This is a genomic window from Aquamicrobium sp. LC103, assembly GCF_001014615.2.
Lineage (GTDB): Bacteria > Pseudomonadota > Alphaproteobacteria > Rhizobiales > Rhizobiaceae > LBCQ02.
The window spans coordinates 283,158-302,515 of sequence record NZ_LBCQ02000002.1 but is presented as its reverse complement, the minus strand read 5'-3'; the positions used below and the strand labels follow the sequence as shown (position 1 = coordinate 302,515).

Sequence of the window (19,358 nt, the reverse complement as noted above, 5' to 3'; positions counted from 1 at the left end):
CCGTTTTGCATCGGCGTGCGAAAGTTTTTATTGAGTGATCAGTCAATTAAAAATAACCTTGCCGCATGCCCAAGATCGGAATGGAACCACTGCGCCGCAAAGCGCTCATCGATGCCGCCATCCTCGCCATAGGCGAGCGCGGGTCGCTCGACGTCACCATGTCGGACATTGCCGGACGCGCCGGCGTCTCGCCCGCGCTGGCGCATCATTATTTCGGCGGCAAGGAGGACCTTCTCGAAGCCACCATGCGCCATATATTGCGCGAACTCGGCGCCGACGCCGTCAGGGCGCTGCGCCAGGCACCGGACGCGCGCTCACGCGTCAGCGCCGTGGTTTCGCTCAACTTCTCCGCCGAGCAGTTTCGTCCAAGCACGATCGCGGCCTGGCTCGCCTTCTACGTGGAAGCGCAGAGATCGGCGCCGATGCGTCGCCTGCTACAGGTCTATGCGCACCGACTGCATTCGAACCTGATGAGCGGGCTGCGGCCGCTGCTTCCGCCGGAGGAAGCCCTCCGCGTGGCCGAGGGCGCGGCCGCCCTCATCGACGGGCTCTATATCCGCCAGGCCTTGAAGGACGGGGCCCCGGACAGGCGCTCCGCGATCGCGCTGATCGAGGACTATCTCGAAACGAAGCTGGCGGGCGGGGGCCGGAAACGATGAACCAGACCCGGAAAAACCGCGTCCCTTCGCACGCCCCTCTGTCCTGCCGGACAGGCCTGAAGCAACCGAAAAAACAGCAACCTTCCCGTGAGGCGCACGATGCTCGAAGCTGATTTCGTCATCGTTGGCTCGGGCTCGGCCGGCGCGGCGATGGCCTATCGCCTGTCCGAGGATGGCAGGAATTCCGTCATCGTCATCGAATATGGCGGCACGGATATCGGCCCGTTCATTCAGATGCCGGCCGCGCTTTCCTTTCCCATGAACATGTCGCGCTACGACTGGGGCTTTTCCAGCGAGCCCGAGCCGCATCTCGGCGGCCGTATACTTGCAACGCCGCGCGGCAAGGTCATCGGCGGCTCTTCCTCCATCAACGGCATGGTCTATGTGCGCGGCCACGCTCGCGACTTCGACCACTGGGCGGAGGCCGGCGCCAGCGGCTGGGCCTCTGCGGACGTGCTGCCCTATTTCAAGCGGATGGAGCATTCGCATGGCGGCGAGGCCGGATGGCGTGGCACCTCGGGGCCCCTGCACGTGCAGCGCGGCTCGCGCGCCAACCCGCTCTATCACGCATTCGCGGAAGCCGGCAGGCAGGCCGGTTTCGAGCTGACCGACGACTATAACGGCTCCAAGCAGGAAGGTTTCGGAGCGATGGAGCAGACGATCCATCTCGGGCGGCGCTGGTCGGCCGCCAATGCCTATCTGCGGCCGGCGTTGAAGCGGAAAAATGTGAGTCTCGTCAACGGCTTCGCGCGGCGCGTGATCATCGAGAATCAACGCGCCGTCGGGGTGGAGATCGAAGCTCGCAAACAGATTCAAGTCGTTAAGGCGCGACGTGAGGTCGTCGTCGCCGCCTCGTCGATCAACTCGCCGAAACTGCTGATGCTGTCGGGTATCGGACCCGCCGCCCATCTTGCAAGCCACGGCATAGAAGTGGCCGCCGACCGTCCCGGCGTCGGCCGGAACCTGCAGGACCATATGGAGCTCTACATCCAGCAGGAGTCCGTCAAGCCGATCACGCTCTATTCGAAGCTGAACCTCTTTTCCAAGGCGCTGATCGGCGCCGAATGGCTGCTGTTCAAATCGGGGCTCGGCGCCAGCAATCATTTCGAGGCGGCCGCCTTCGTGCGCTCCGCCGCCGGGGTCAACTACCCCGACATCCAGTATCACTTCATTCCGGTCGCGATCCGCTATGACGGCAAGGCCGCCGCCAGGTCGCATGGCTTCCAGGCGCATGTCGGGCCGATGCGGTCGAAGTCGCGCGGCTCCGTCACGCTGCGCTCGCCCGACCCTTGGGAACGGCCAGCCATCCGCTTCAACTACATGTCGCACGAGGAAGACTGGACCGACTTCCGGCGCTGCATCAGGCTGACGCGCGAGATATTCTCCCAGCCCGCCTTCGACGAATTTCGCGGGCGCGAAATTTCGCCGGGCGCACATGTGCAGAGCGACGAGGAGCTCGACGACTTCATTCGCGCGCACGCCGAAAGCGCCTATCATCCTTGCGGCACCTGCCGCATGGGCCGCGCCGACGATCCGACGAGCGTGGTCGACCCCGAATGCCGCGTTATCGGCGTGGAAGGCTTGCGCGTCGCGGATTCCTCCATCTTTCCGCGCATCACCAACGGCAATCTCAACGCACCGTCGATCATGGTGGGCGAGAAGGCCTCCGACCATATTCTCGGCAAGCAGCCGCTCGCGCCGTCCAACCAGCGGCCGTGGATCAATCCGCGCTGGCGTGAGTCCGACCGCTGAGCGGTGGCCGGTTCGCATCTTCGAGAATTCGGCTATAGATCGACCAATTGGCTTTGAAAAAGGACAGTCGATGAAACAGAACCAGCTCTATCTCTTGATCGGCGCGCTGCTCGTGGCGGTGATCGTGCTGGGCGCCTATGTGTGGCGCCAGGAATCGAAGCCGGAAGGCGTCGAAATCAGGCTCGACGAGAGCGGCATCTCGGTGGAACAGAACTGACGCGCGAGTTCAATCACGGCGCGTCACCAGGGAGAACCCCATGAAAGCCCAGCCGAAAGCCTCCCACTACATCAACGGCCGGTTCGTGGAAGACGAACAGGGCGCGGCCATTCAGGTCATCTATCCGGCGACCGGCGAGACGATCGCGACGCTGCACTCGGCGACCCCCAATGTCGTCGAACTGGCGGTCGAGGCGGCGCGCGCGGCACAAGTCGCATGGGCACGGATGAAACCGGTCGAGCGCGGCCGCATCCTGCGTCGCGCCGCCGACATTCTGCGCGTCCGCAACGAGGAGCTCGGCCGGCTGGAAACGCTGGACACGGGCAAGGCGATACAGGAAACACTGGTCGCCGATGCGCCTTCCGCCGCGGACTGTCTCGAATATTTCGGCGGTGCGGTGGCAGCCTACAATGGCGAATTCATCGAACTCGGCGGCCCCTTCGCTTATACGCGGCGCGAAGCACTCGGCGTGTGCGTGGGCATCGGGGCATGGAACTACCCTATTCAGATCGCCGGCTGGAAGTCGGCTCCGGCGCTCGCCATGGGCAATGCCATGGTGTTCAAGCCATCGGAAAACACGCCGCTTTCCGCCCTGGCGCTGGCCGAGATTTATACCGAAGCGGGCCTTCCCGACGGGCTCTTCAACGTCGTGCAAGGCTATGGCGACGTCGGAGCCGCCCTCGTCGAGCATGACGTCGTGGCCAAGGTTTCCGTGACCGGTTCGGTGCCGACCGGCCGCAAGGTGCTGTCGCTCGCCGGCTCCAGGATGAAGCATGCGACGATGGAGCTTGGCGGAAAGTCGCCTCTCATCGTCTTCGAGGACGCCGATCTCGAAAATGCGATCGGCGGCGCAATGCTCGGTAATTTCTATTCCACCGGCCAGGTCTGCTCCAACGGCACGCGCGTCTTCGTCCACAAGGGCCTGCACGACCGTTTCATCGACCGCCTGGTCGAGCGGACGAAGAATATCCGCATCGGCGACCCGCTCGATCCCGATACGCAGATGGGACCGCTCATCAACAAGGCGCAACACGAGAAGGTCGCCGCATACATTGAAACCGGCAGACAGGAAGGCGCCACGCTCGCCTGCGGCGGCGGAGCACCGTCCCTGCAAGGCTTCGAGGATGGCTTTTTCGTCGAACCCACCGTCTTCACCGGCGTGAGGGACGGGATGCGCATCGCCCGGGAGGAAATTTTCGGGCCGGTGATGAGCGTGCTTTCCTTCGACAGCGAGGACGAAGTGATCGAGCGCGCCAACGCGACCGAATTCGGCCTTGCAGCCGGCGTCTTCACACGGGATCTGCCGCGCGCGCATCGCGTGATCGGCGAGTTGCAGGCCGGCACCTGCTGGATCAACGCCTACAATCTCACGCCCGTAGAAATGCCCTTCGGCGGCTACAAGCAATCCGGCATCGGCCGCGAGAACGCGCTCGAGGCGCTCGCCCACTACTCGCAGGTCAAGTCGGTCTATGTCGAGACGGGGAACGTCGAAAGCCCCTACTGAGCCGGCCTCGTGTGATCGAGATAGCCGGTCATCGCGCCGACTAGGTGATAGAGGATGCTTGCCGGCGCGTTGGGCGCGCAGACACGTCCCTTCTCGTCCAGCCGGTCGATCCACATGCCCGGCGGCGCGGGATCGAGGTGCCAACGAAACAGCCGCGCCACGCGCGTTTCTATCCTGCGTTCGAACTGGGGGAAGCCGGCGCGATCCATTGCTATCGCCGCCTTTATCGCCTCGCATTGCGGCCATGACCGCGAGATGGGCACGAACGGTCGTCCATGCCGCGATACCGCGCCGTAGGCGAGGTCGTTCAGCGGGTTAAGCCCCTGCTGACGCGCAACCATCTCCACCTTCTTCGCCAAGCCATCGAGGCTGGCGCGGCCGGTTCTCGTGGCGAACTCGACAAGCAGGGACGACCATTCGAAATGATGGCCCGGCTCCGTCCACTCACCTTCGTCCCCCGGCAACGGCAGCCAATCGGTGTCGAAGAACTCGCCCACCGTCAGCGTCTCCGTATCGTACAGCCGGGTTTCGAAGAGCTCGACGATCAACGCCGCCTGATCGAGCGCCGTCGCGTCGCTGGTGGCGCGGTGCCAAGCCAGGAACGCCTCCAGCATGTGCATCTGCGCATTGCTGGCGCGGATTTCCGCATCGGTCCCTGTTGGGAGCCGGGCCTCCCGTCCCGCTCCGAAACGTTCCGTCATGAAGTCGAAAGTTTTCCCGCCCAACGCCAAGGCATCCGGATGGCCGGCCAGATGCGCCTGCGCAAGCGCGAGCAGCATGCAGGCATGGTCATAGGCGTCTTCCGTTGCATCGAGCACCGTTCCGTCGGCCCTCAGCGTCCTTGCCCAACCGCCGCCTGGCCGACGCCCGCGTCTCGTCGCAAACTCCAGCCCCTGCGAAATTATTTCGCTCGCCGGCCCCGCCCATCCATGCGTGGCGGCAAGCGCGAAGGAATAGATCTGCCGCGCCGTGGTGCGCATCCGCTTCGGCAGCGGAACCGGCGCGCCGTCGAAATTCAGCGCCTCGTGAAAGCCACCGAAGTCGCGGTCCACTCCCTCATGCGCCCAGCGAGGCAGCGCCTGCTCGAACAGCCAATGGCGTACCCGCTCGCGAAAAGCGCCCGGCTCGGCCTGGCATTTCGGGAAAGGCGTGAACCTCGCCTCGGCGCGGCCCCTTCGCTCCAGTTCGTCGACGATCATGGTCACCTTCTGCGCATGCGCGATGGGTGCCACGAAGACGGCATCCTCGGTCGCCACCACCGCCATGTCCTCGAGCCCGACCGCCGAGACCAGCCTGCCCTGGCCGCGCAAATAGGAGCCGCGGCAGTCCACCGACACGACGTCGCCGATCGTCACGTTTCCCTGTGCGTCCTTCGCCCCCGCCTCGCGAAGAGCTCCCCACGAACCGAGATCGCTCCAGGAAAACCGTATCGGCACCATCGCGAGATTGTCCGCCTTCTCTATCACCCCTCGGTCCACCGAGACCGAGGGCAGGCCGGCATAGGCTTCCGGAGCCAACCGAATGCCGCCGCCGATGGCGGTGGCGTTTTGATGGGCTTGGCAGGCGCCCTCCCAGATCGCCAGCTGATGCGCGAGGAAGGCCCTCCGCATCGTGCCCGGTCGAAACAGGAAGATGCCCGTGTTCCAGAAATGGCGGCCGCGTTCGAGAAAGCCCGATGCGGTTGCGACATCCGGCTTTTCGACGAAACCCGTAACCACATGAGCGGAATCGGCAGGGCCGGAGGTCTCGATATAGCCGTAAGCCGTTTCGGCGCGCGACGGTGCTGCTCCGAAGAGTACGATACGGCCTTTCCCCGCCTCTTCGATCCCCTCCTCCACCGTTTCCCAGAAGGCCACGGCATCTGCGATCTCATGGTCGGAAGGCACGACCAGCACGGGAGCGTCACCGAAGATCTTCTCCGCGTGGATGGCGGCGACAGCGACCGCCGCGGCCGTGTCGCGCGCAGACGGCTCGAGGATCAGCGTTCCGCCTTCGATTCCCGCATCCTTGAATTCAGCCTCGACCTTGCCGGCATGGCGTTCCGCCGCAATCACGCAGATGTCGACCGCGCCGGCAGGGCGGCGTGTCATTCGCCTCAAGGTTGCAGCCAGCAGGGCGCCGCCCGAAAACAGTTCGTGGAACTGCTTCGGGCAATCCTGGCGCGAGAGCGGCCAGAGGCGTGCGCCCGCGCCGCCGCTCATCACGAAGACGGCAATCCTCCCAACCATGTCGGCTTAGCCCCCGCTTCACCCACGATCCTATCTCGCCCCAATTCCGGCGCTCTTGCAAGCGCCGATTGCAGGCGCGCGAACGCGCCACGGTAAATATTCTTCTTCAGAAACCGGCGAAGCCGCTCAATCGCACTTGCGGGATGGCGAAGCGGCGGCTATAAGCCCGCCCGACTGGTCACGGAGTGTAGCGCAGCCTGGTAGCGCACCTCGTTCGGGACGAGGGGGTCGCAGGTTCAAATCCTGCCACTCCGACCAGAATTCCAAGGCTTCCCGGGCCTTCCAAAACTCCTCAGGTTCAGCGCCGTTTCGCGCCAGCCGAAGTCGCCGGCTACATCACCTCGCAATATCGGCGGTTCCGCGGCGCGGCAATTCACGCTCGATTTACGCGCGTCGGCTACATCTCGACAGAACGATTCGGAGGCGAGCGCCATGTCCAGAGCCATCACCACTTTCCTGCTCGTTGCGGCGCTCACCGCGCTGCTGACCGCCTTGAGCCTGGCGGTGGCGAGGCACGGCTATCCGTTCGGCGCGGTCGGCGTCAGGCGGCTCGACGGGATCGCCGACGCATCCGTCTTCATGCCGCTCGCCGCGCTCTACTTCGTCTCGGCCGCGCTCTTGATGTTCCTGCCGCTTCGGGCTGCAAGCTTCGTCCTCGCCAATGCGACGGACGTGCTGTTCTGGACCGTGGTCGTGCTTTTCGCGAGTATCGTCGGGTGGCTCGCCGCCCGCTGGGCGTTCGGCCAATCCGATGCGCTGTGGGCGCTCTTAGACTGGCGTTTCCTTTTTGTCGCCGCGACCGTCGGCGCGCACCTGACGCTGAACGAGCTCAGACGAAACGTGCTGATGCGCACCGTCTTCTTCATCGTCTTCGTCGCCGCCACGCTCGCTTGCCTGTTCTGGTCTTTCGAGATCTGAGCGGGCGGCTATCCATTTGGATTAAGCCGCTTTCCGCATGCGGGTGTCCCGTACCTAAGTAGGTAAGTGCAGGTAAGCCGAGCTCGGCGGCCTTTCGGAGCAGTCGGGGCTCCATAGGGCATAGGCCGGCGCCCCGGAACGCGCCTTTGCGCGCAATTGACGCCTCCGCGAAGGGCGACTACCACGGCGAAAGACTTGAACCGGCGGGGTGCCCCACTTGAAGATCGCGATCATATTCGGAACGCGGCCCGAGGCCATCAAGATGGCGCCCATCGTGCACGAGGCGCGCCGCGTGGCCGAACCCCTCATCGTCTCCACCGGCCAGCACCGGGAGATGGTCGCGCCGATCCTCGACTGGTTCGGCATCCGCCCCGACCGGGATCTCGCGCTGATGAAGCAGGGGCAGACCCCGCAGGACCTTCTCGCCCGCGCCATGGTCGCCCTGGGCGAGCTCCTCGAAAAAGAAAAGCCCGACGCGGTGCTCGTGCAGGGCGACACGTCGACCGCGCTCGCCGGCGCGCTGGCGGCCTTTCACCTGAAGATTCCCGTCGGGCATGTCGAGGCCGGTCTGCGCACCGGCGACATCCGGTCCCCCTTCCCCGAGGAAGCGAACCGGCAGCTCATCTCGCGCCTCGCCACCTGGCATTTCGCGCCCACCGCCCGGCAGGCGAGGCTACTCGCCAACGAGCGGGTATCCGGCAGCATCGACGAGGTCGGCAACACGGTGGTCGACGCCCTGCAATGGACATCGCAGCGTCTCGGCCCAGTCCACATGCCGGAGCGCCCGATCATCCTCGTTACGGCGCATCGCCGCGAGAGCTTCGGCGAACCGATGCGCCAATCCTTCTCGGCGCTTGCCGATCTCGCCCGCTTTTATCCGGCCTTCGATTTCATCTATCCGGTGCATCGCAACCCGAACGTCTTGCAGCCGGCGCACGAGATTCTCGGCCACATCGACAATTTCCATCTCGTCGAACCCCTCGAATATCCAGCCCTGATCGACCTCCTTCGCCGGTCCTATCTCGTCATATCGGATTCCGGCGGCATCCAGGAAGAAGCGCCCTCCTTCGGCGTTCCGGTGCTGATCCTGCGTGAATCGACCGAGCGCCCCGAGGTCATCGAGGCCGGCATCGGCCAGCTGGTCGGAACGAGCCGCGAGCTCATCCTGGAGAAAGCCGCGCATTTTCTCGACAGCCCCACCAATCGAAAAGCGGTGGCCGCGATCCCGAACCCGTTCGGCGACGGGCGTACCGCGCAACGTATCCTCGCGCGGGTGGTCTCCGGCTGATTCCTTAAGTTTTCGATCCGGATCGTTCTTTTTTCGATTCAGAAACGCAGCTCCGAAGTATGCGAAGTTTCAGTCGGGGAATACTTAGGATTTACATGCACCCATAAAGTGCCAAGTATAATGTTTAAACTCTTTTAAGTTGTATGTGTTGTCATTACACCTATGAGAACGCATCGTCCATATCGTTCGTTGTCGTATCTTCTGCTCGGTGATCGCACCGGTACCGCAGCCATCGAGTTTGCTATCCTCAGCCCCCTTTATCTGATGCTCTTGTTGGGCATGACCGCCTACGGGCTCTATTTCGGCGCCGCCCACTCGGTGCAGCAGATCGCCGCCGACGCGGCGAGGCTCGCCGTCTCCGGCATCGACGACGCCGACCGGCGCGACATCGTCAGCCGCTTCGTCCAGCAGAATGCCGGACAATACGTCCTCATCAATCCGGCCAAGGTAAATTTCAACGTCTCCGAGACCGAGGGCGGCAGCCGCTTCCTCGTCGAGATCCGATACGACGCCAGCGGGCTTCCCATCTGGGGCCTGTTCGAGGCGCTGCCCAAGCCGGAAATGACTATTTCCCGTCGTTCGACCATCCGTATCGGAGGGCTGTGAACATGTCAGGCAATTGGCTTCCACACGGCTTCCGCCGCTTCTTCGGCGACCGGCAGGGCAGCTTCGCGACCATGACGGCGATCATGGCGCCGGTAGCGCTGACGCTCGCCGCCTTCGCCGTCGACATTGGCTCGCTCCATCTGCAGAAGCGGGAGGCACAATCGCTCGTCGATCTCGCCGCGATCTCCGCCGCCGCCAATATCGGCAAGGCGCAGGAAGCAGCGCTCCTCACGATGACGGACAACGGCATCCGCGGCCTGACGATCGTGCAGGCAGGCTCCGACGGCAGCGTGAAATTCTCCGAAAGCAGTCTGTCCGGGCAGATGTCGGTCATCCCGGGCGTTTATTCGAGAAACATACAGCTTCCGCCGTCGCAGCGGTTCCGGGCCACCACACAATCCCCCAACGCGGTGAAGGTCGTCTACACCCTGAAGGGAAACCGGTATTTTGCCGGCGCGCTGATGCCTCCTCCCGACATTGTCGCTTCGGCAGTCGCGAGCACGTCGAGCTATGCCGCCTTCAGCATCGGCTCTAGGCTCGCCTCGCTTGACGGCGGCATCGCGAATGCGCTTCTGAGCGCCCTTCTCGGCTCCAAGGTTTCCCTGAGCGTGATGGATTACAACGCGCTCCTCAATACCGACATCAACCTTTTGAGCTTCCTGAAGGTTCTGGCGACCGACATCAATCTCACCGCGGGCACCTACGACACGCTGCTGAAGACCGACATCGCCATCGGTCAGTTGTCCCGCAGCCTCGCCAATACCGAGGGCCTCAGCGGAACCGCCAAAGCGGCGCTCGGCCGCCTCGCCAATGCCGCCAGCGGCAGCAGGGAGAAGGTGAGGCTCGAGAACTCGCTCGATCTCGGCGATATGGCCCTGCTGCCGATCTCGGCTGAAATCAAGGAGCTGTCGGCCAAGCTCAACATCATGGAATTCCTCACGACCAGCCTGATGACCGGGGGCAAAAACCAGATCAAGCTCGATCTCGGCGTAGCGCTCCCCGGCGTCGCCGACGTCACGGTCGATCTCGCGATCGGCGAACCGCCGCAGCATTCGAAGCCCTTCGCCGTCGGCAAGGGCGGAGAGATCGTCAGGACGGCTCAGACACGGCTTTGGATACTGGTCGAGGTCGGCGGGCTTCTCGGCGGGCTGGTGCGCCTGCCGATCTATGTCGAACTCGCCTTCGCCGAAGCGCAACTGGATTCGATCACCTGCCCGACCGGCCGGCCCGAGAGCATCAGGGTCAATATCAGCGGACGCCCGGGCGTAGTCGATCTCTATGTCGCCGACATCGACCGCAACCGTCTGAAGGATTTCGGTCGTCCGGTGCCGAAGGACCCCGGCCGCATACTGAACGTCCTTGGCCTCGTCACCGTCACCAGCAAGGCCCATGCGGAGATAGCAAACATCTCTCCCACGAAAATCCAGTTTACGCGTGCCGACATCGACGCAGGCGTCGTGAAATCGGTCCACACCAAGAATCTGACCGGGGCACTCGTCCCTTCGTTGCTGGGAAACCTCAAGCTGGACGTCAACATCCTTGGACTCAATCTGCTGCTGGGTGACGTGGCCAAACTGGTGGGCAACCTCATTACCCCACTGACGCCGGCGATCGACAATTTGGTTGTCGGCCTGCTCTCGCTGCTGGGGGTCAAGCTCGGCGAAGCCGATATCCGCGTGCACGAGGCAAGCTGCAGCCGCTCCACGCTCGTCATGTAGGCGCGGCTACGGCCACGGCGGCTCCGCAAAACCATCGCCGCGGTCGCGCAAGGAACGGCCGCTTCATCCCTCCACGTCAGGTGATGACGCTCGGCACCTTCATGCCGGTGCGCTCGGCTATTCCGGCAATCTCGCCGGCCGCGGCGATCAGGTCGCGCAGGGCTTCCTGTGTCTCCGCACCGTGTCCCGCGGGATCGGGTTCGAAGCGCTCGATATAGACGCGGATCGTCGCCCCGGTCGTGCCGGTTCCCGACAGGCGGAACACGACGCGCGAGCCGCCCTCGAAGAGGACACGGACGCCCTGGTTGCGGCTGATCGAGCCGTCGACGGGATCGGTATAGGAGAAATCGTCGGCGGCGGCGATCTTCAGCCCCCCGACCGTCGTGCCAGGAAGCTTCTCGAGCTTGGCACGCAGAGCGCCGATGAGATCGTCGGCCACCTTGGCGTCGACGCCCTCATAGTCGTGGCGCGAATAATAGTTGCGCCCGTAGGTCGTCCAATGCTCCCTGACGATATCCTTCACGCCTTGCTGGCGCGCGGCCAGTATGTTGAGCCAGAGCAGCACCGCCCAGAGCCCGTCCTTCTCGCGGACATGGTTGGAGCCGGTTCCGGCGCTTTCCTCGCCGCAGATGGTGGCGAGACCCGCATCCAGCAGGTTGCCGAAAAACTTCCAGCCGGTCGGCGTCTCGTAGATGCCGATGCCGAGCCTTTCCGCCACGCGGTCGGCCGCGCCGCTGGTCGGCATCGAGCGGGCGATTCCTTTCAACCCATCCCTGTAGCCCGGCGCGAGATGCGCGTTCGCCGCCAAGAGCGCCAGCGAATCCGACGGGGTGACGAATACCCCCTTGCCGATGATGAGATTGCGGTCGCCGTCGCCGTCCGAAGCCGCGCCGAAATCGGGCGCCCCGTCGGACATCATCAGTTCGTAGAGATCATGGGCATGGACCAGATTGGGGTCGGGGTGGTGGCCGCCGAAATCCGGCAGAGGAACCGCGTTGCGCGCCGTGCCCGGCTCGGCGCCGAGACGTTTTTCCAGGATTTCCACTGCATAGGGACCGGTCACGGCATGCATGGCGTCGAACACCATTTTGAACCCGGACGCGAACATCGACCTGATCGCGTCGAAGTCGAACAGCGCTTCCATCAGATCCGCATAATCGGCGACGGGATCGACGACCTCCACCGTCATGTCGCCGGCCTTCGCGGTGCCCAGCCGGTCGAGATCGATATCCGCGATATCGGCGATCGCGTAGCGGTCGATCGCCTGCGTTCGGAGATAGATCGCCTCGGTGATTTTCTCGGGGGCGGGTCCGCCATTCCCGATATTGTACTTGATGCCGAAATCTTCCGCCGGTCCGCCGGGATTGTGGCTTGCCGACAGCACCAGCCCGCCGAATGCCTCGTTCTTGCGAATGAGATGCGAGGCTGCCGGCGTGGAAAGCAGGCCGCCGCGGCCGACCATGACACGACCGAAGCCGTTCGCAGCCGCCATCTTTATCGCGGTCTGGATCGCCTCCCGGTTGAAGTAGCGTCCGTCGCCGCCGATCACCAGCGTCTGGCCGCGATAACCCGCGACCGAATCGAAGATCGACTGGATGAAATTCTCCACATAGCCTGGCTGCTGGAAGACAGGCACCTTCTTGCGCAGGCCGGAAGTGCCCGGCTTCTGGTCGTTGAAGGGCGTCGTGCTGACGATGGAAATCATTCTGAAAAGTTCCTCAAGCTCCAATCAGGGCCGAGGCGGCGGGAAACCTTCCCGCGCCCCGTCCCACGACAATCGGACTTCGCCTGTTCCCATCATGGCTCAAACCGCGCCACACGCGAAGAGCTGCTTCATCCTTAAAACCGCATAAATCAGGAAAATGCCGGGAATCCAGCGCGTTGAATCCGGCCGCGACCTTAACCGAAAGATCGGCGGACCCGACATCAAATACCATGTCCGCGGTATCGGTTATTCGTGAAGCAGGCAGAGCGCATGCGTCATTTAAACGTCATTTTATGCTGCAAACGCCGAAAGCTGCGTCGAACAACGATTCTCACACTGGCGCTGGCGTGTTGCCGATCAAGAAGGCGCCGTCGGCAAAAAGTTACGCCGCCAGCGCTTCCTGTGGCGGTTTCTTCGCACCGGTCATGAAGGCGACGGCGTCGGACATCGAATGTTCCTTCGGGTCGATCACGCAGAGGCGGCGGCCCAGGCGGTGGACGTGGATGCGATCGGCCACCTCGAAGACATGCGGCATGTTGTGCGAGATCAGAACGATCGGCATTCCCCGCGCCTTCACGTCGAGGATGAGTTCCAGCACCTTCCGCGATTCCTTGACGCCGAGCGCGGCGGTCGGCTCGTCCATGATGATGACTTTCGACCCGAAGGCGGCCGCCCTCGCCACAGCGACGCCCTGACGCTGACCGCCGGAGAGTGTCTCCACCGCCTGGCTGATGTTCTGGATCGTCATCAGGCCGAGATCGGACAGCTTCTGGCGGGCGATCCTTTCCATCGCCGGCCGGTCCAGGAGCTTGAAATACCTGCCCATGAAGCCGGGCTTGCGGATTTCCCGCCCGAGAAACATGTTGTCGGCGATCGACAGCGCGGGCGAAAGCGCGAGGTTCTGGTAGACCGTCTCGATGCCGGCGTCGCGCGCCTCCATCGGCGAGCGGAAGTTGACCGGTTCGCCGTCGAGCCGGATTTCGCCCTCGTCGGGCCGGATCGCCCCGGATATCGCCTTGATGAGCGAGGATTTCCCCGCGCCATTGTCGCCGATCACGGCGAGTATCTCGCCCGGATAGAGATCGAAATCGGCATTGTCGAGGGCGGTGACGCGACCGTAGCGCTTGACGATGCCGCGTGCGGTCAGAATGGGAGCGGAATTCATGACGAAAGCTTCCTGATCCATTGATCGATTGCGACGGCGATGATGGTGAGCCAGCCAATGGCGAAGAGCTGCCAGAGGACGTCGACGCCGGCGAGGCGAAGCCCCGAATTGAAGATGCCGACGATCAGCGCGCCGACCAGCGGCCCGATGATCGAGCCGCGCCCGCCGAACAGCGATATGCCGCCGATCACTACCGCGGTGATCGACTGGAGATTGGCCTCCTGAAAGCTCTGCGGCGAGACCGAGCCCACCCGGCCGATCGATGCCCAGGCGGCCAGCCCGCAGACGAGCCCGGCGAGAGCGTAGACGGAGAGCAGCGTACGGTTCGTGCGGATGCCGGAAAGCTCGGCCGCTTCCTTGTCGTCGCCGATCGCATAGACGTGGCGGCCCCACGCGGTGCGATTCAGCATGTACCAGAGTACCGCGAATATCAGCACCATCAGAACCGAGCCGTAGGTGAACTGGGCGCTGCCGACACGAAAGCTTTCCCCGAAGATCTTCAGGAGCGGCGCGGCCGCGTCGATGTCCTGGCTACGGATCGACTGCGCGCCCGAAAGCCACAGCGTCAGCGCGAAGAAAATGTTCCAGGTGCCGAGGGTGACGATGAAGGGCGGCAGCTTGAAGCGCGTAACGAACAAGCCGTTCAGAAAGCCGGCCAGGGCGCCGCCGGCAAAGCCGATCGCGATCGCCAGCGGCGTCGGAATGCCGAGCTTCACCGACAGGCTGCCCATGATCACCGACATCAGCACCATGATCGCGCCCACCGACAGATCGATGCCCGCTGTGAGGATCACCAGGCTTTGGGCGGCGGCGAGGATGCCGATGATCGACACCTGCTGCATGATGAGGGAAAGATTGAACGCGCTGAAGAAGTTCGACCCGGCAACGAAACCGAAGGCGATCACGCTGGCGATCAGCACGATCACCGGCACCATCGTCGGGTTTCCGTGCAGGAAGTGCTGCAGCCGGTCGAAGATGTTCTTCTCGTGCCCCTCGAACGCCGCGACATTGCGATCGCTCTGGTCGAGCGCCTGCTCGTAATCCTGCCGTGCAGGCTTGCTGACTGTGGATTCGCTCATTGCGCTTCCTCCCGAAAGGCGAACGGCAGTGAAATTGTGATCCCGATCGCGGATGGCGTCAAACGATGGCTGAAAGGCTTTGCGCCCCCTTCACCACGCTTCGCGTGGCCCCTTCCCCCGCTTCACTGGAGAATTCGACGGACGGCCGCAGTGCCGGCTCCTCTCCCGTTTTCGGGGGAGGAGCCCCGAAGTCGACGGTCAGCCCCAGCACTTCTCCAGACCCGCTGCCGAGTCGACGGATTTCACCCCGTCGACCGGCTTGTCGGTGATCAGGGACACGCCGGTGTCGAAGAAATCCAGGCCCTCGGTAGGCTTGGGCACCTCGCCGGTGTCGGCGAACTTCTTGATCGCCTCGATGCCGAGGGCCGCCATCTGCAGCGGATATTGCTGCGAGGTCGCGCCGATGATGCCTTCCTTGACGTTCTGCACGCCCGGGCAGCCGCCATCGACCGAAACGAGAACGATCCCCTCCGTCTTGCCGAAGGATTTCAGCGTCTCGTAGGCGCCCGCAGCGGCCGGCTCGTTGATGGTGTGCACGACATTGATGTCAGCATCCTTCATGAGAAGGTTTTCCATGGCCTTGCGGCCGCCCTCCTCATTGCCGTTGGTGACGTCGTGGCCGACGATGCGCGGATCATCCTCGTCGCCGATCAGGTTCGCATCCTTGATGTCGATGCCGAAGCCCTTCAGGAAACCCTGGTTGCGCAGCACGTCGACCGAGGGCGCGCTCGGAGTGAGATTGAGCAGGCCGATCTTGGCGTTCGCCGCCTCTTCGCCCAGCGTGGCGGCGGCCCATTGGCCGATCAGCTCGCCAGCCTTGAAATTGTCGGTGGCGAAGGTCGCGTCGGCGGCGTCGATGGGCTCGAGCGGCGTATCGAGGGCGATGACGAGCAGCCCGGCGTCTCGCGCCTTCTTCACCACCGGCACGATCGCCTTGGTGTCCGACGCCGTGATGAGGATGCCCTTCGCGCCCGAGGCGATGCAGGTCTCGATCGCCTGGACCTGGGTCTCGTGGTCGCCGTCGATCTTGCCCGCATAGGTCGAAAGCTTCACGCCAAGCTCGGAAGCCTTGGCGGTCGCGCCCTCCTTCATCTTGACGAAGAACGGGTTGATGTCGGTCTTCGTGATCAGGCACGCGCCGATTTCCTCCTGCGCCGAGGCAGGCGTCGCCAGTGCGGCGACGGAGACGGCGGCGGCGCCAAGCATGAACGATTTCAATAGTTTGGAATAAGTCACGATAGTCCTCCCGGTTGACAGGCCACACCGCAGGCGGTGAGGCAGACACGAACGTCCAGCCCATGACCCAACCTGGACGCCCTGCTGTCAGGAGATACCAAAGAATCCGAGGTGTCAATAATTAAATCACTATGAATTATTATTGACACCTGCAGTCATCGCCCCCATTGTGCTGGCTTCGCGAATGCGCCATGAGGAGGCCGGGGCGGCGGATGCCGTCGTTCTCGGGGTGCCGGGCATGACAAGAAACGACGCAGCGGTGCGGGTCGATCACCCATATCACCGTGGAACCAACCAGAGCGGGATGCGCGACTACAACGAGCGCCTCGTGCTTTCGCTCGTGCGCATTCACGGCGGACTTTCCAAGATAGAGATTTCGCGGATGACCGGGCTTTCCGCGCAGACCGTCTCGGTGATCATGCGCGAATTGGAGGCCGAGGGCCTGCTTCTGCGCGGCGAGCCCGTGCGCGGCAGGATCGGCCAGCCATCGGTCCCCATGTCGCTCAATCCGGACGGTGCCTTCTTTCTGGGATTGAAGGTCGGCCGGCGCAGTTCCGAGCTCGTGCTTCTCGATTTCCTGGGAAAGCTGCGTTCGATGCGCCACAACGCCTACGCCTACCCCACGCCTTCGGGAACCATAGATTTCGTGCTCGAAGGCATCGAGAGGATAAGCGAAAGCCTGACGCCTGAACAGAATGCGCGCATCGCAGGGCTCGGCATCGCCATCCCCTTCGAACTCTGGAACTGGGCAGACGCCAGCGGCGCGCCGCGGGAGGTGATGGATCGCTGGCGCGACACCGACATTGCCGCCGAGATCACGGCGCGCTGCCCCTTCCCCGTCTATCTGCAGAACGACGCGACGTCGGCCTGCGGGGCGGAGCTCGTCTTCGGCACGTCGGGCGCGCATCGCGACTTCCTCTATTTCTACATCGGCGCCTTCGTCGGTGGCGGCATCGTGCTCAACCGCGGCCTCTATGGCGGCGCAACCGGAAATGCCGGCGCATTGGGTTCGATGCCCGTTCCAGCGCCGGGCGGCGGGGTCAGGCAGCTCATCGACATCGCCTCGATCACCGTTTTGGAAGCCACGCTTGCCGGGCAAGGGCTGGAGACCGGGAAACTGTGGTCCTCGCCCGAGGAATGGGGAGAGATCGGCAAGCCGTTGGACAAATGGATCGACGAAGCGTCATCCGCCCTCGCCCACGCGATCCTGTCGGCATCGGCGGTCGTGGATTTCGAGGCGGCGATCATCGAGGGCTGGATGCCGCTCTCCGTCCGCAAACGGCTGGTGGAGACGACAAGCGGCAGGCTCGCCAGGCTCGATTCGGAAGGTCTGAAGCCGCCGATCGTCAAGGAAGGAACCGTCGGCATCCACGCGCGCGCGCTCGGCGGCGCCAGCTTGCCCTTGTCGGACCGGTTCCTGATCGGCTCCGGTGCCGCGATGAAGAACATCTGAACGAGAGCTACTGGCACCGCTTCGGCGATGCAGGAACACTTATGGAGAACCCATGATCCTTTGCTGCGGCGAAGCGCTGATCGACATGCTGCCACGCGAGACGACGGTTGGGGAGCGAGCATTCGCGCCCTATGTCGGCGGCGCGGTGTTCAACACGGCAATCGCGCTCGGCCGGCTCGGGGCACCTGTCGCGTTCTTCTCCGGCATCTCCACCGACCTTTTCGGCAAGCAGCTCACCGACGCCTTGACGCAGAGCAATGTCGACCTTCGCCACGTCAGCTATTCCGCGCGCCCGACGACGCTCGCCTTCGTCCATCTCAATGACGGCCACGCCGCCTACACCTTCTACGACGAGAACAGTGCCGGCCGCATGCTCACCGAGGCCGACCTGCCTGACATCGGCACAGAGGTGGAAGCACTGCATTTCAGTTGCATCAGCCTCGTTTCCGAGCCCTGCGGTTCCGCCTACGAAGCACTGATGCGACGCGAGCACGGATCCCGCGTCACCATGCTCGATCCCAACATCCGCGCCGCCTTCATCACCGACAAGGAGGCGCATCGCCGACGCATGCTGAGGATGATCGCCATGGCCGACATCGTAAAGCTTTCGGACGAAGACCTCGTCTGGTTCGACGAAACCGGCTCGCAGGACGAGATCGCCGAACGCTGGCTGGCGATGGGGCCGAAGCTGCTGGTGCTCACGCGCGGAAGCCAGGGCGCGACGGGCTACACGAAACACGGCTCGGTGCGCGTTTCCGCGCCCAGTGTTGCGGTCGCAGACACGGTCGGCGCGGGCGACACGTTCAGCGCGGGTCTGCTTAGCTCACTGCACCAGACAGGCCTGATCACCAAATCGGCGATCGCGGCGCTTTGCGAGGGTGATCTGCGCACGGCGCTGGAATTCGCGGTGAGGGTCGCCGCCGTCACCGTCTCGCGCGCCGGCGCCAATCCTCCTTGGAAGCACGAGCTCGGCTGAGCGGCGCAACTATCTGCCGCCGAGCCTGCCCTCCGCGATGAAATTCGGATTGGCGAAGGGGGCGTCGCCCTCCACCACGCCGCTGCCGTAGCGGAAGATTTCGCCGTCGACCGTGCGCATCGCGCCGCCGGCCGCACGCAGCACCGCGTCGCCCGCCGCCGTATCCCACTGCATGGTGCGCCCGAACCTCGGATAGAGATCGGCGGCGCCCGCGGCCAGCATGCAGAATTTGAGCGACGAGCCCACGGAAACGATATCGGCGGCGCCGTAGCGCGCGATGTAGTCGTCGGTCTCCGGCGTCCGGTGCGAGCGACTCGCAACGATCGTCAGCGTCTCGCCGCACTCGCGTACGGCGATGCGGCGGCGCGCGGACGCCTCGTGCGATGCAGTGGTCGCGATTTCCTCGGCAAAGCCCGGCCGTCCGGCATAGAGAAGATTTCGTGCCGGCGCATAAACGATGCCGACCACCGGAACACAGTCTCGCACCAGTGCGATATTCACGGTGAAATCGCTGTTCCCCCTCACGAATTCGCGGGTGCCGTCGAGCGGATCGACAAGGAAGAAGCTGCGCCCGACATCGGTCGGAAGCCGCCCTTCCGCCGCCTCTTCCTCGGCGATGATCGGAATGTCCGGAAAATTCTCCCTCAGGCCTTTCAGGATGATCGCTTCAGCATCGCGATCGGCTTGCGTCACCGGCGAGAAGTCAGGCTTCGCCTCCACGACGACGCCTGCGTTGAAAATCTCCATGATGCGCCGACCGGCCGCGAGCGCGAGCGGCTCCAGCACCGCGAGCATCGCGGCGTCCCGGGCTTGCGTCTCTTCTGCGATCGGCGGCGTTTCGCCGTCAGTCATTC

General features: G+C 63.9%; 16 protein-coding genes and 1 tRNA gene. 11 read left to right on the top strand and 6 right to left on the bottom strand.

Features of this window, described 5'->3' with window-relative positions:
• Positions 1 to 65: 65 nt before the first annotated feature.
• From betI to betB, 4 genes are all read left to right on the top strand, one after another.
• Entirely contained in the window at positions 66 to 659 is a 594-nt protein-coding gene (betI, locus tag XW59_RS04825; RefSeq protein ID WP_047143614.1) for a transcriptional regulator BetI, read from the top strand.
• 99 nt (positions 660 to 758) lie between these two features.
• Entirely contained in the window at positions 759 to 2,411 is a 1,653-nt protein-coding gene (gene betA, locus XW59_RS04820) for a choline dehydrogenase (RefSeq protein WP_047143613.1), read from the top strand.
• 70 nt (positions 2,412 to 2,481) lie between these two features.
• Positions 2,482 to 2,628 carry a hypothetical protein gene (locus XW59_RS29265; RefSeq protein ID WP_047143612.1) on the top strand — a complete coding sequence of 49 codons (147 nt, stop codon included), beginning with the start codon at positions 2,482 to 2,484 and terminating at the stop codon, positions 2,626 to 2,628.
• A 40-nt stretch (positions 2,629 to 2,668) separates the two neighbouring features.
• Positions 2,669 to 4,132 carry a betaine-aldehyde dehydrogenase gene (gene betB / locus XW59_RS04815; protein ID WP_047143611.1) on the top strand — a complete coding sequence of 488 codons (1,464 nt, stop codon included), beginning with the start codon at positions 2,669 to 2,671 and terminating at the stop codon, positions 4,130 to 4,132.
• On the opposite strand, the gene XW59_RS04810 is transcribed toward betB, so the two are convergent.
• Positions 4,126 to 6,360, bottom strand: coding sequence for an AGE family epimerase/isomerase (locus XW59_RS04810; RefSeq protein ID WP_047143610.1), 2,235 nt, complete (start codon positions 6,358 to 6,360; stop codon positions 4,126 to 4,128). The two genes, betB and XW59_RS04810, sit on opposite strands and share 7 nt — an antisense overlap.
• A gap of 181 nt (positions 6,361 to 6,541) precedes the next feature.
• Here XW59_RS04810 and XW59_RS04805 point away from each other — a divergent pair.
• The 5 genes from XW59_RS04805 to XW59_RS04785 all read left to right on the top strand — a co-directional run bounded on the left by XW59_RS04805 (position 6,542) and on the right by XW59_RS04785 (position 10,890).
• Positions 6,542 to 6,618 (top strand) — tRNA-Pro (locus tag XW59_RS04805).
• A 174-nt stretch (positions 6,619 to 6,792) separates the two neighbouring features.
• Positions 6,793 to 7,278 (top strand): hypothetical protein, encoded by a 486-nt coding sequence (locus XW59_RS04800; RefSeq protein WP_047143609.1) that lies wholly within the window; start codon positions 6,793 to 6,795, stop codon positions 7,276 to 7,278.
• Between the two features lie 217 nt (positions 7,279 to 7,495).
• The gene (wecB, locus tag XW59_RS04795) at positions 7,496 to 8,566 is read left to right on the top strand and encodes a UDP-N-acetylglucosamine 2-epimerase (non-hydrolyzing) (protein WP_082137402.1); all 1,071 of its coding nucleotides are present in this window, start codon (positions 7,496 to 7,498) and stop codon (positions 8,564 to 8,566) included.
• Positions 8,567 to 8,755: 189 nt separating this feature from the next.
• Entirely contained in the window at positions 8,756 to 9,172 is a 417-nt protein-coding gene (locus XW59_RS04790; RefSeq protein WP_246666000.1) for a TadE/TadG family type IV pilus assembly protein, read from the top strand.
• Between the two features lie 2 nt (positions 9,173 to 9,174).
• A complete protein-coding gene (locus XW59_RS04785) occupies positions 9,175 to 10,890 on the top strand; it encodes a pilus assembly protein TadG-related protein (protein WP_047143607.1) in 1,716 nt (571 codons plus the stop codon).
• Positions 10,891 to 10,966: 76 nt separating this feature from the next.
• Here the strand turns inward: XW59_RS04785 and XW59_RS04780 are convergent, their stop codons facing one another.
• From XW59_RS04780 to XW59_RS04765, 4 genes are all read right to left on the bottom strand, one after another.
• The gene (locus tag XW59_RS04780; RefSeq protein WP_047143894.1) at positions 10,967 to 12,595 is read right to left on the bottom strand and encodes an alpha-D-glucose phosphate-specific phosphoglucomutase; all 1,629 of its coding nucleotides are present in this window, start codon (positions 12,593 to 12,595) and stop codon (positions 10,967 to 10,969) included.
• Positions 12,596 to 12,977: 382 nt separating this feature from the next.
• Positions 12,978 to 13,760: an ATP-binding cassette domain-containing protein gene (locus tag XW59_RS04775; protein ID WP_047143893.1), complete on the bottom strand. Its 783-nt coding sequence runs from the start codon at positions 13,758 to 13,760 to the stop codon at positions 12,978 to 12,980.
• On the bottom strand, positions 13,757 to 14,839 hold the full coding sequence (locus tag XW59_RS04770; RefSeq protein WP_047143606.1) for an ABC transporter permease: 1,083 nt from the start codon (positions 14,837 to 14,839) through the stop codon (positions 13,757 to 13,759). The genes XW59_RS04775 and XW59_RS04770 overlap by 4 nt, the downstream gene beginning before the upstream one ends.
• A 198-nt stretch (positions 14,840 to 15,037) precedes the next feature.
• Positions 15,038 to 16,045 (bottom strand): sugar ABC transporter substrate-binding protein, encoded by a 1,008-nt coding sequence (locus XW59_RS04765; RefSeq protein ID WP_047143892.1) that lies wholly within the window; start codon positions 16,043 to 16,045, stop codon positions 15,038 to 15,040.
• 268 nt (positions 16,046 to 16,313) lie between these two features.
• On the opposite strand from XW59_RS04765, the gene XW59_RS04760 reads away from it, so the two are divergent.
• Both XW59_RS04760 and XW59_RS04755 read left to right on the top strand, forming a co-directional pair.
• The gene (locus tag XW59_RS04760) at positions 16,314 to 17,528 is read left to right on the top strand and encodes an ROK family transcriptional regulator (protein ID WP_047143891.1); all 1,215 of its coding nucleotides are present in this window, start codon (positions 16,314 to 16,316) and stop codon (positions 17,526 to 17,528) included.
• 52 nt (positions 17,529 to 17,580) lie between these two features.
• Positions 17,581 to 18,504: a carbohydrate kinase gene (locus XW59_RS04755; RefSeq protein ID WP_047143605.1), complete on the top strand. Its 924-nt coding sequence runs from the start codon at positions 17,581 to 17,583 to the stop codon at positions 18,502 to 18,504.
• A gap of 9 nt (positions 18,505 to 18,513) precedes the next feature.
• Here the strand turns inward: XW59_RS04755 and cysQ are convergent, their stop codons facing one another.
• A complete protein-coding gene (gene cysQ, locus XW59_RS04750; RefSeq protein WP_246665999.1) occupies positions 18,514 to 19,356 on the bottom strand; it encodes a 3'(2'),5'-bisphosphate nucleotidase CysQ in 843 nt (280 codons plus the stop codon).
• Positions 19,357 to 19,358 lie beyond the last annotated feature (2 nt).

Bases quoted from the DNA above. Each gene is read 5' to 3' on its own strand.
- XW59_RS29265 (WP_047143612.1), top strand. From the start codon at position 2,482: ATGAAACAGAACCAGCTCTATCTCTTGATCGGCGCGCTGCTCGTGGCG.
- XW59_RS04800 (WP_047143609.1), top strand. From the start codon at position 6,793: ATGTCCAGAGCCATCACCACTTTCCTGCTCGTTGCGGCGCTCACCGCG.
- XW59_RS04770 (WP_047143606.1), bottom strand. From the start codon at position 14,839: ATGAGCGAATCCACAGTCAGCAAGCCTGCACGGCAGGATTACGAGCAG.
- XW59_RS04760 (WP_047143891.1), top strand. From the start codon at position 16,314: ATGACAAGAAACGACGCAGCGGTGCGGGTCGATCACCCATATCACCGT.
- betA (WP_047143613.1), top strand. From the start codon at position 759: ATGCTCGAAGCTGATTTCGTCATCGTTGGCTCGGGCTCGGCCGGCGCG.
- XW59_RS04785 (WP_047143607.1), top strand. From the start codon at position 9,175: ATGTCAGGCAATTGGCTTCCACACGGCTTCCGCCGCTTCTTCGGCGAC.
- XW59_RS04775 (WP_047143893.1), bottom strand. From the start codon at position 13,760: ATGAATTCCGCTCCCATTCTGACCGCACGCGGCATCGTCAAGCGCTAC.
- XW59_RS04810 (WP_047143610.1), bottom strand. From the start codon at position 6,360: ATGGTTGGGAGGATTGCCGTCTTCGTGATGAGCGGCGGCGCGGGCGCA.
- XW59_RS04765 (WP_047143892.1), bottom strand. From the start codon at position 16,045: ATGCTTGGCGCCGCCGCCGTCTCCGTCGCCGCACTGGCGACGCCTGCC.
- betB (WP_047143611.1), top strand. From the start codon at position 2,669: ATGAAAGCCCAGCCGAAAGCCTCCCACTACATCAACGGCCGGTTCGTG.
- cysQ (WP_246665999.1), bottom strand. From the start codon at position 19,356: ATGACTGACGGCGAAACGCCGCCGATCGCAGAAGAGACGCAAGCCCGG.
- XW59_RS04755 (WP_047143605.1), top strand. From the start codon at position 17,581: ATGATCCTTTGCTGCGGCGAAGCGCTGATCGACATGCTGCCACGCGAG.
- betI (WP_047143614.1), top strand. From the start codon at position 66: ATGCCCAAGATCGGAATGGAACCACTGCGCCGCAAAGCGCTCATCGAT.
- XW59_RS04780 (WP_047143894.1), bottom strand. From the start codon at position 12,595: ATGATTTCCATCGTCAGCACGACGCCCTTCAACGACCAGAAGCCGGGC.